Source organism: Streptomyces sp. NPDC050535, from assembly GCF_044457665.1.
In the GTDB taxonomy this organism is placed as follows: Bacteria; Actinomycetota; Actinomycetes; order Streptomycetales; family Streptomycetaceae; genus Streptomyces.
Map to the genome: position 1 here is coordinate 78,366 of NZ_JBITHE010000027.1, position 10,726 is coordinate 89,091.

The following is a 10,726-nucleotide window of genomic DNA, read 5'->3' on the forward strand; positions in this document are numbered from 1 at the left end:
TATGCGCGAGCGCCCGGCGATCGTGGTGTCGGCCGGTGCGCGCCCGGCCGACCTGGGACCGCCGGGCGCCCTCACTTGCCCAGGTGGATCGGATCACTCAGAGGGGGTGGTTCCGCCCTCTGGATCAGCGCTTCTTCCCCTTGGGCTTTTTGCGCTCGGTGTCACTTTCACTGGCCGGGTCGTAGTAGTCCTGCTGCCGGTTGTTGAAAGACTCGTTGGGGAGGTAACTCCCGGCGCCATACCCACTCCCGCCGGACATCACGGCGTCCGACATGGTGTACGACCGAGAGACCGCCGGGTTGTCCATCGTCGGGCTACTGGTCGAGTACATCGAGCCGTAGTCGGCCCCCGAGGTGACCGCGGGCGCCGTGGCTGTGTACGCCGAGCCGTAGTACGCTCCCGAGGTGACCGCGGGCGACGTGATCGTGGTCGCGGACATCCTCTCCGCCAATGTTGTCGGCGGGAAGTACGAATCCCGCCCGTGGGTCGGCGAGTCGAGTTCGCCCGGCGACAGGAACGGGTCGAATGCCGGGTTTATCTGGGTGTTGAGGTCGTAGTTCGGTTGCTGGAACTGCGGCGGGTTCATGCTGCCCGCGAAGCTGCCGCCTGTCCCTATCATCCCCGCGCCTTCAAGGGCCTTCTGTTGGTCCGAGGAAGGCCAAGGGGTTTGGCCTGCCGCGTTGAGGAGACCTCCGACAACGCCGGACACCTGGGCCGCGGTTTGGTAGCCGTCCTGGTTCGGGTAGTTGTCCCAGAGCTTTTTGCCGTCCACGGCCGCCCGCGCAAGGGCACCGCCCCCGGTGATGAGGCTTCCCGTGGTGGTGAACCCTGCGGACTGTGCGAGTTTGCCCACGCCTTGGGTGACCTCAGGCGCGACAGGCCCGATGAACTTGGCGACGCCCAAGGCCATGTCGTACCAGTGGCCCTTGTTTTCCGAGACCCACTTTTGAGTGTCCTTGGCGAACCGCTGGATGGCCCAGTCGCCGTTCTCCCTCTGCCGGGCCGCGAACTGATGCGTCTCCGCGGCCCCCCTGATCGGCTGCTCTTCGATCTCGAAAAGCGTGTTGTGCCTCTTGGGCGGCTTGGGTCCTTGGGCATACTCGTTCGTCGGTGTGACGGCGGAGGACCTCCTCCGGGTTTGGGGGTCCCGGGTTTCGGTCGCGCTGAAGCGGCGGTACTGAGGCGCCGTGGCTGAGGTGTTGGAGCCTTCTCCGGCCATTTGTGGATCTCCTTTCGTGGAGTAGAAGATCTGCCTTGCGGGAAGCACAACGGAACCTGAGGGTGGACGGTTCAACGGGTGTCGGGGTATGTCGACCCGAGGGCTCCAGCAGGAAAGGCTGCTGAGGCCTTGACCGCACCGTGCCCGGGGCTCCTCGGCCCGTTGTTGTCGGCCACGGTGCTGTTCGACAGAATCCGGCCCCCACACGGCACCGCGCCGCCTTGTGAACCGTTCGTCGCTCGTCCACGTGGTGGCCACAGATCCGGGGACGCACATCGCGCAGCTGGGAGCCCTTGAGGGCCAACGGTGCCTCTCTCCCCGGCCGGACGCAAAAAGCGCAGCCGACAGAAAGCAGGACGGTCATGTCCACTGAGACCGCCGAACCCACCGGAGCCGGGCAGGGCGCCGCTCCCGCGGAGGAGGCCGGTGCGAAGACGGAAAGCTCGGCTCCCCAGGGGAAACCCCCGACCCCGCCACGCTTCATCCTCTACATGGAGGGGCGCGCCTACGCGGAGACGCTGAGGCAGTTGACCCTGTGGACCCACCACGTGCTGCTGCCGGTCTACGGCAGGGAGGTCACCTCATCGGCGCCGTGGTGTTCCCGTTGGTGGGAGCATCCGGAAGCGGTGGCCCAACTGCATGGTCTGTGGCTCGCCTGGGGCGATCTGACCGGTCCCGGCTCCGGGATGAGCGGGCCCGCGAACTGGCACCGTGACTACCTGGCGGGGGTGATGAACTCCCTGCGGGATCCGATGGGCCCCTTCGCCGGCTGCAAGCCGGGTGCTCATCGTGCGAAGGAGGCCCCTCCCGTCGACGCCAAGGACCCGTTCGGCCCGCCACCAGGACCGCCCCCCGTGGCGGCCCGATAGCGGCACCACGGGCAACCCGCCCAACGAACCGAGCGGATGTGCGCCTCACGCGCACATCCGCTCGTCCTTTGCCCGCCGCCCTCAGCCACCTCAGCTCTTCGGGAAGCTCCACTCGTGGTCGTCGCGGGCGTTGCACGGGTAGACCGTGACGTTGGTGGTCTCGGCCGTCCTGTTCGTGCGGGCCACGTCGAGGCACATGTCGCCGCTCTTCTGGTTGCGGATCCAGTACGTGCCGTTGGGGCGCTTCTTCAGCCACCAGAGCTGGTTGTCCGTCTCGCGGCCGGGCCGGCAGTGGAACACGCTGACCGGGGTCTGTGCCAGGACGGTGCCGAAGTTCGGCAGGTCCAGGCAGAGGTTGGAGCTGACGTTGCGGATCAGGTACAGGCTGGCTCCGCCGGTGCCGCCGCTCCTGGAGACCAGGTCCAGGACCCAGTCCTGGTTGTCGCCCGACGGTTTGCACCGGTAGTCCTGGACCCGGGTGTCCACCCCGACCGAGCCCTCGCCCGGAAGATCGACGCAGAAGCCGTACTTCTTGTTCTTGATCAGCACCCTGCCGGTGGGGATACCGGCAGGCTTCGTGGTCTTGGGGGTCGACTTGGGCTTCGACTTCGCTTTCGGCTTCGGTGTCGATTTGGGCTTCGCCTTCGGCCCGGACGTCGCCTTCGGTTTCGCCTTCGTCTTTTCCTTCGCCTTCTTCGACGGAGAGGCCGAAGGCGAGGGGGAGCGGGACGGCGAGGGTGACAGGGAGGGGGAGAGGCTGGGTGAGGGCGAGTAGCTCGGGGTGAGTTCGAGCGGGGTCGGGGGCGTCGTGTCCTTGACGGTGGAGGACTCGGCGGCCTGGTTCTGACCCGCGGCGTCCCCGGTACCGCCCCCCGAGCCGCTGCCGAGCATGACCAGCGGGACGATGACGACCGCCGCCGCGACGACGCCGGCAATTCCTATGCCCAGGGGGCGCTTGAGGAACGCGGGCGGCTCGTACTCGTCGTCCGACTGGCGTTGCAGTTTGCTGCGGACGTTGCCCAGGTTGCTGCGGACGTTGCCCAGGCCGATGCTGGGGACACTGAGGGTGGGCGCCGAGATCCGCGGTCTTGCCCGCTCCGGCACGATGGCGACGGCTTCTTCCTCGTCATCGTCATCCGCGTCGTAGCCGGGGGCGAAGTCGTCGTCATCGGTGTCGGAGAAGTCGATCTGCTCCAGGGGCTGTTCGGACCTGGGTGACGGCGGTGCGGCCGGATCGGGGCCGTCTTCGGAGTCGATCACGAAGATCGGTGCGACCGGGTCGGCGGTGGGGCTCGTCGGCTGTTCGGTCCCGGCGTCCTCCGGGGTGTCGTTCTGGTGTTGTTCGACGAGTCGGCTGGAGCCGTCGGGTGCGACCTCGACGATGGCGACGTATCCCGCGGCGGGGTCGGAGATCGAGGCCGTCACGGTGGTGTCGCGGTTGCGGGCGTATCCGTGGAGTGTGTCGAGGATCGCGACGTCGACCGATTCCCCGCCCATGACGGGTACGGGTATGCCGTCGATGGAGGCCGAGCCGTCGCCCGCGACGATCACGGGAATCACCCCGGGTGTCGCCGGGCCGGAACCCTGCGGGCCGGAACCCTGCGGGCCTGCGCCCGCCCCCTCCCCCTGCGCGGAGGGCCCGGCACCCCGGTTCGGCTCGTCGTCTTCTTCGCCCAGGCTCATGCCCACCCCTTCCCTTGTGTGCTGTCCGAGTGGCGTCGGTGCGGGGACCGCCGCGGCCCGCGAGCGGCCACAGACAGGGCGACACAGCGGCCCCCGCACCCCCCAACGGGCTCCGGAGGGAAACAGTTCAACTCCGGTGGGCGTCAGGCGACGATCCGGAAGCGGAGTCCGTCGCCTCGCTCGGCGAACGCCGTTGAACCGTATGGCCGTTGATCACGTCATGGGTGGCAACTGATCACGTCATGGGTGGCAACGCGACAACGGCGACGGCCGCGCCCGGGTCTCCCTCGCGGCCGTGTGCGGCAGGACAGCCCGCGCAGTCGGCCCGCGTACTCGGCACGTCGGCCCGAGCGACAGGCGGGACGGCCGACGCGGGCGGCACGGCCAACACCGTCGCCCCGGCCGGTACTTAAGGGCAGACCTCCGTGCCCTTTGGTTCCCCGAGCCTTCCCCCGGAAGCCTCCCCACCAGCACGGCAGGTCATCAACTGCCGGTATTCAGGGGCCTGTTACATGTAACGGAAGGGCAGGTTCCGTGCAACAGCGGAACCCGGAGGCCATCTGGCCCCATCGTTCAAGGTGTGAACACGGCATACGAGAACTCTGGACGCTTAACTGATTCGGTGCGCTTCGCTGTGCTGGGGCCGGTCCGGGCATGGCGCGGTGACCAGGAACTGGACCTCGGTTCACCTCAACAGCGGGCCGTACTGGGGGCGTTGCTGTTGCGGCGTGGGCGCCCCGTCACGGTCGGCGAGCTCGTCAGCGCCGTCTGGGGCGAGGAGCCGCCGACGGCGGCCGTGTCCGTCCTGCGTACTTATGTGTCGCGTCTGCGGAAGGTGCTGGAGCCCGGGCGTGACGCCGGCGGTTCCCCGCAGGTGGTCATCTCGGCGGCGGACGGATACCTGGCCCATGTTCCCGAGGACGCCCTGGATCTGGGGGTGTTCGAGCAGCGGGTCGCGGGTGCCAAACGGCTCCGTGCCGCGGGCGAGGTGTCCGCCGCCGCGGAACTGCTGCACGCCGCGCTCGACGAGTGGGAGGGAACACCATTGGCCGGCCTTCCCGGCCCACTGGCCGAGGCGGAACGGTCCCGGCTGCACGAGGAGCGGCTGAACATACTGGAGAACCGCCTCGATCTCGACGTACGGCTCGGACGCCACGGTGACGTGATCGCCGAGCTGACCGCACTGATCGGCGAGCACCCGCTGCGGGAGCAACTGTGCCGGATGCTCATGCTGGCGCTGTACCGGTCCGGACGGCAGGCCGACGCCCTCGCGGCCTACCGCAGGACGCGGCGCACCCTGGTGGCCGAGCTGGGTATCGAACCCGGCGCGGCCCTGCGGGAGTTGCACGAGCGCATCCTGGCGGCCGACTCGTCCCTGGAGCTCTCGCCGTCGGCGAAGGGTGCCGATCCGCCGGCGGCCCCCGCCGTCCTGCCCTCCACGCCCGCGGCAGGTCCCTCCCAACTCCCGGCCGACCTGGCCACGTTCACCGGCCGCCGCGCCGAACTCGACCAGGCCCAGGCACTGTTGCCCGACAACGGGAAATACCCGGCCACCGTGCTGATCAGCGCGATCGGCGGCATGGCCGGCATCGGCAAGACCACCCTGGCGGTGCACCTGGCCCACCGGATCGCCCACCGCTTCCCCGACGGACAGCTCTTCATCAACCTGCGCGGCTTCGACCCGACCGGCACGATCGTGCCGCCGAGTGAGGCCATCCGCATCTTCCTCGACGCCCTCGGTGTCCCCCCGCACCGCATACCCGCCGGCCTCGACGCCCAGGCGGCGCTCTACCGCAGCCTGCTCGCCGGCCGCCGGATCCTGATCCTCCTCGACAACGCCCAGGACACCGAACAGATCCGCCCCCTGCTGCCCGGCACCCCCGGCTGCCTGGTCATCGTCACCAGCCGCAACCAGCTCACCGGTCTGATCGTCAACGACGGGGCGCGTCCGCTGACGCTGAACCCGCTGGCACCCGCCGAGGCACACGACTTCCTGGCCAACCGCCTCGGCGCGGGACGGCTGGCGGCGGAGCCCGAGGCGGCGGACGAACTCATCGCGCACTGCGCCCGGTTGCCGCTGGCGCTGGCCATCGTCGCCGCCCGCGCGGCCACCAACCCCGGCTTCCCGCTCAGCGCCGTCGCCATGGAACTGCGCGACAGCCACGGCAGCCTCGACGCCTTCGCCGGCGGCGACCTCACCAGCGACGTACGAGCTGTCTTCTCCTGGTCGTACGAGGCCCTGTCGGCCCCGGCCGCCCGGCTGTTCCGCCTGCTGGGTCTCTACACGGGGCCCGACATCACCGCGCCCGCCGCGGCCGCTCTCGCGGGGCTCCCCCTGCGTGAGACCCGCGGTCTGCTCGTCGAGCTCACCCGCGCCCACCTGCTCGCCGAGCACCAGCTCGGCCGCTACACCCTGCACGACCTGCTGCGCGTGTACGCCAGTGAACGCGCCCAGGCCGAGGAGGAGCGGCAGGAGCGCGAACAGTCCGTCGAGCGGCTCCTGTCCTGGTACCTGCACACCGCGGACGCCGCCTACCCGTTCCTCACCCCGCATCGCAGACGGGTCCCGCTCGAGCCGCTGCCCCCCGACTGCCAGCCGCTGGCGTTCACGACGCACGAGCAGGCCCTCAGTTGGTGCGAGGCCGAGCGGACCCACCTCGTCGCCGCCGTGCACCAGGCCGCCGCGACCGGCCGGCCGGGCATCGCGTGGCGACTGACCGGAGCCCTGTGGGGGTTCTTCTACCTCCGCAGCCATCTGCACGACTGGCACGACACCGCCCTGACGGGCCTCACCGCCGCCCGCTCCGTCCACGACCGCAGGGGCGAGGCCTGGAGCCTCGGGGACGTGGCCGCCGCCCTGACACAGATGCACCGGTTCGACGAGGCCATCGACCATCTCCGGCAGGGGATGAACCTGTGCCGGGAGCTCGGGGACGCGCAGGGCAGGGCCCAGTGCCTCGGCAACCTGGGCAACGCCTACCTGCAGAGCGGCCGGATAGACAAGGCCATCGAGTACAGCCGCCGGGCGCTGGCCGTCTACCGGATCGTCGGAAGCGTGTGGTCGGAGGGGATCATGCTGGCCAACCTGGGCGACGCCTACCAGCGGCTCGACCGGTTCGACGATGCCGTCGACTGCCTGGAGGAGGGGCTGCGCGTCCTGCGCGACAGCGGCAACCGCTGGGTCGAGGGCGTCACCCTCGACATCCTCGGCACAGTCTACCGTCGGCTCCGCCGTCATGACGAGGCGCTGGAGCAGTACCGCCAGGCGCTGGAGACGCATCGCGACGTCAGCAACCGCTGGGGTGAGGGCCACACCCTCGGCCACATCGGTGAGGTCTACCTCGCGGCCGGCCGGCTCGAGTCGGCCCGCACCACCTGGAAACAGGCATTGGCGATCTTCGAGGAGTTCGACCACCCGGACGCCCTGGAGATGCGAAGAAGGGTCGGCAGCCTCGACGAAGGTGCCCGCGCCCTTCCGTCCGGCACCCGACCGGATCCCGCGACCGGGAGGTGACGCCGGGAATGTCATCCCTCGATCCCGCTCCCGCAGCCACGGCCCACGAGGGTCACCGCCGGGGGACGGATCCCAGCCGTCCCCGCGAACCCGCGTGCGCCGCCCATCAACAAACCCTCCAGTCGTGGCCTCGCCGCGGCCTCCGCATGAAACACGACGAGTCGCACCCCGAAACGTGCCAGAGGCGAAAACGGTTCAACTTCTGTTTCCCGCCGCGGTCGCCCACGGTCCGCGGGCGGTGAACCGATCCCCCACGTGGTCCGTTGTCCCTCGTGCCCGCCTTCCCGAAATGAATAGAGGGGCGCCATGGCCGGAACCAGCCCGCCTCCTCCCACAACCCGACTGACGAAACCGCCCCCGAGCGACAGGAACGGCGATCCCGCGGCGGCTCTGGCACAGGCGCTGATCACCGAGCAGCTCAAGGAGACGGAGACCTCCCGCTGGCGCAACATGTGGGAGTTCCTGAAACGGCTGTTCCGGCGGTCCACCTCCTCGGAGTCGTCCTCGGCCGGCTCGGAGTCGTCCTCGGCCGGGCGGGGAAACGGTCGCTCGAACTCCTGGGCGGGTGACGAGCAGACAGAGCCCTTGCTGCGCCAGGAGCGGGAACCGTCGGCCGCCCAGGAGGAGCGGAAGCCCTCCGCGGCGCGGCAGGCGCTGGAGAGTCTTTCGCCGGACAAGGTCCGCGAAGTCGCCGTCGCGATGTGGAAGTTGATCGACGAGAACCCCAAGTACCTGAAGGCGTACGACGAGGGCCGGCTGCCGTTGGCCGGGGAACTGCGGGAATTCCTGCCTCGGGATTCCGAGATGACGATGTCGCCGCTCGCGAAGAGCCTGACGCTGCCCCCGTCCGCCGAGGAACGCTTCAGCCGTACGGCACCGGTGTCCGACGACACGACCAGGACAAGGCCGGGGACGTCGGACGCCGAGTCGAGGTCGGAGACGAAATCCGAGGGCGATGACGTGTCGGAGACGATGTCCGTGCTTGATGACGTGTCGGACACGATGTCCCTGATCGATGACGCCGAACCCGTTCCCTTGCTGGACCAGTCGAACAAGGCTTTTCTGGACAGGATGATGCGGGGCGCGGATCCAGCGCGTGGAGGGCCTGGCGATCACGGCGACGCCCTCACCGCGCAGACCATTTTCGAACGACGGCGCGCCGAGCTGAGGTCGGAGAGAGAGCGGCCGACAGACTCGGTGACTCCCCCTGGCCCGGAGCGTACGAACGGCTCGGACCAGAACCCGGTGAAGACCTCCGCGGTGAACCTGCTGCCCCAGCTGAGCCCTGGGTCACAGTCGGGCGAGCAGACCCGCTCGCAGTACGTCCTGCCCCCCAACCACACGTCATCGGCGGCGGTCGGCGGCCAGAAAAGGGGCCGCAAGTAGAGCCGTACGGGCATCGCACACCGCTCGAACGCCACGGGCCGCACCGTTCCTCCGGTGCGGCCCGTGCCGTGTCCTGCTGATGCCTGCCCGTCAGGAGCCCTCGACGAGCGGCACCCCCGCGTCAGTTCGCCGCGCGATAGGCGTTGCCGCTGCCGTTCGGCGCGGTGCCGTTGTAGAGGCCGGTCGGGCTGGTCTGGGTGGACAGGGCGAACCATGCGTAGCGTTCTACGAAGTCCAGGCCGTCCAGCATGGTGGTCGAGGACTGGATGAAGGCGGTCTGCTCCTGTTCGCTGGGGTAGCGGGGGGCGCCCTGGGACCAGTCGGTGAGGGCGTACTCCGTCAGCCAGATCGGCTTTTGGTAGCGGTCATGGACCCGCTTGAGGTAGTCCTCCAGCTGGCCCGCGGCGCCCGGGCCGAAGTCGGCGCCGTACCAGTGCACGGGGATGAAGTCGACGCGCAGCCCACGTTGGGCCGCTCCCTGCATGAAGCGGTCCAGCCAGCCGCCGGCGACGTCGGCGTTGGCGGCGACGGCCGGGGCGCCCATGCGCAGCCCGGTGTTCTGCAGCCGGGGCCACAGGTCCAGGGCCTGTTCGGGGCTCATGTTGGCCTGTGTGGGCGAGTCCGGCTCGTTGAAGCCGAGCAGGTTCTTGCCCTCACGGGCCGCGTTGCCCAGTTCGGCGTCGGTGACCGACCCGGAACCCCAGATCGTCGGCACGAATTCCGTACCGGCCGGCTTGGCGAGGTCGCCGCCGGTGGAGGCCCAGTTGTGGTACCAGGTCGAGCCGGAGTCGGCCAGCGCCTGTGCCGTGCCGGCGAAGGGGTTCAGGGCGACGCCCTTGTGGGGCGCCGCGGCGGTGTCGACGGGGCGCTTGACGATGGTCGGGCCGGGGTTGGGGTTGCCGGTGGCGGCCGTGCCGTGGAAGGCGACGGTCAGACCGCTGCACTTGCTGCACTGGCGCACGGTCTGGTTGCCCGACTCGGCGTCCTGCTTGGACCACGCGTACGCCTTGGGGCACTGCTTGCTGATCGCGTCGCTGTACGCGGTCTTCGCGTCCCGGTTCGGGTTGACGCACACCAGCGGCTTGTTGGTGCCCTGCTCCTTGGTCAGGTTCTCCGGCGGACATACGGACAACAGGTCACCGGGGCAGCCCATCTCGGCGCATTCGCCGCCGTTCTGCGGTGGCGCGACGCCGTCGGGAGTGATCGTGATGGGTACGGAGACGGCGTTGACGTAGCTGACGTTGTACCAGGGTGCCAGCGCGTCGGCCGAGTCGAAGTTGAACTCGGCGAGGCTGGCGGGCTGTTCGCCGAGGGAACAGCGGTCGGCGTACGGTCCGCAGTCGGCGACGGCGCAGTGGAACGTACTGCCTTCCTCGCCGCTGCAGCCCTGTCGGGCGAAGAACTTGCCCCGCCAGTGTCCGGCGCCGGAGCGCTCGGGGATGGTGATGGTGGCGGACTGGCCCGGGTCCAGCGTCGGGAGTCCGGCGAGCGGGGTCGAGCCGTCGGCGTTGACCGTGGCACCGACCCAGACGCGGCCGCTCGTCTGGTTCTGGAAGGTGACGGTGTGCTCAGCGGCGGCCCCCGCCTTGGCGAAGCTGTCTTCGGAACCGCCGGAACGGGCCTGGACCACTGCCGCTGTGCCGGACACACCAACAATGACCAGTAAGAAAGCGAAGAGAAGTACCCGGATGCGCATACAGCAATGCCTCTCCAGTCAGGCTTGCGTCGGATCGACGATCCAGTGATCGCCTGCGCAGGCACGACGGATGCGCGCGACGGAAGGTTCACCGAGGTCAAGGAGAGGGTCGAGAAGGAGAGCGTCCGGCGAGCGGGGCCCAACGACGCGGAAGGTACGGGCTCTGTCGCCGCAGGAGCGCCGACGTTGTCGCGTGACCCGGGCGGGGGGGGGGGGGGGGCCGCGCCCCCCCCCCCCCCCCCCCCCCCCCCCCCCCCCCCCCCGGGCCGCCGGGGCTACCGCGGGCCCCGTTCCCGAGCGGTCGCACGCACCGCGTCGACCTGGTCCAGCAGCGGAGCGGGACCGGGCCCGTCCGCCAC

The 10,726-nt window shown here is 69.7% G+C and carries 6 protein-coding genes; 3 read left to right on the plus strand and 3 right to left on the minus strand.

Translation table 11 applies throughout. From position 1 onward, the window contains the following. Positions 1-124: 124 nt before the first annotated feature. On the minus strand, positions 125-1,219 hold the full coding sequence (locus ACIBLC_RS36900; protein WP_399215811.1) for a hypothetical protein: 1,095 nt from the start codon (positions 1,217-1,219) through the stop codon (positions 125-127). A gap of 491 nt (positions 1,220-1,710) precedes the next feature. On the opposite strand from ACIBLC_RS36900, the gene ACIBLC_RS36905 reads away from it, so the two are divergent. Then, a complete protein-coding gene (locus tag ACIBLC_RS36905) occupies positions 1,711-2,088 on the plus strand; it encodes a DUF4913 domain-containing protein (RefSeq protein WP_399215819.1) in 378 nt (125 codons plus the stop codon). Between the two features lie 90 nt (positions 2,089-2,178). Here the strand turns inward: ACIBLC_RS36905 and ACIBLC_RS36910 are convergent, their stop codons facing one another. Continuing rightward, entirely contained in the window at positions 2,179-3,771 is a 1,593-nt protein-coding gene (locus tag ACIBLC_RS36910) for an RICIN domain-containing protein (RefSeq protein ID WP_399215812.1), read from the minus strand. Between the two features lie 622 nt (positions 3,772-4,393). Between ACIBLC_RS36910 and ACIBLC_RS36915 the strand changes: the two genes are divergently transcribed. Both ACIBLC_RS36915 and ACIBLC_RS36920 read left to right on the plus strand, forming a co-directional pair. Further along, positions 4,394-7,285: an AfsR/SARP family transcriptional regulator gene (locus tag ACIBLC_RS36915; protein ID WP_399215813.1), complete on the plus strand. Its 2,892-nt coding sequence runs from the start codon at positions 4,394-4,396 to the stop codon at positions 7,283-7,285. 306 nt (positions 7,286-7,591) lie between these two features. Then, positions 7,592-8,671 (plus strand): hypothetical protein, encoded by a 1,080-nt coding sequence (locus ACIBLC_RS36920; protein WP_399215814.1) that lies wholly within the window; start codon positions 7,592-7,594, stop codon positions 8,669-8,671. Between the two features lie 121 nt (positions 8,672-8,792). Here the strand turns inward: ACIBLC_RS36920 and ACIBLC_RS36925 are convergent, their stop codons facing one another. After that, positions 8,793-10,319, minus strand: a complete 1,527-nt coding sequence (locus tag ACIBLC_RS36925) for a glycosyl hydrolase (RefSeq protein ID WP_399215815.1) — start codon at positions 10,317-10,319, stop codon at positions 8,793-8,795. Positions 10,320-10,726 lie beyond the last annotated feature (407 nt).

Coding starts and splice junctions, on each gene's coding strand:
- ACIBLC_RS36900 (WP_399215811.1), bottom strand. CDS start 1,219: ATGGCCGGAGAAGGCTCCAACACCTCAGCCACGGCGCCTCAGTACCGC.
- ACIBLC_RS36905 (WP_399215819.1), top strand. CDS start 1,711: ATGGAGGGGCGCGCCTACGCGGAGACGCTGAGGCAGTTGACCCTGTGG.
- ACIBLC_RS36920 (WP_399215814.1), top strand. CDS start 7,592: ATGGCCGGAACCAGCCCGCCTCCTCCCACAACCCGACTGACGAAACCG.
- ACIBLC_RS36910 (WP_399215812.1), bottom strand. CDS start 3,771: ATGAGCCTGGGCGAAGAAGACGACGAGCCGAACCGGGGTGCCGGGCCC.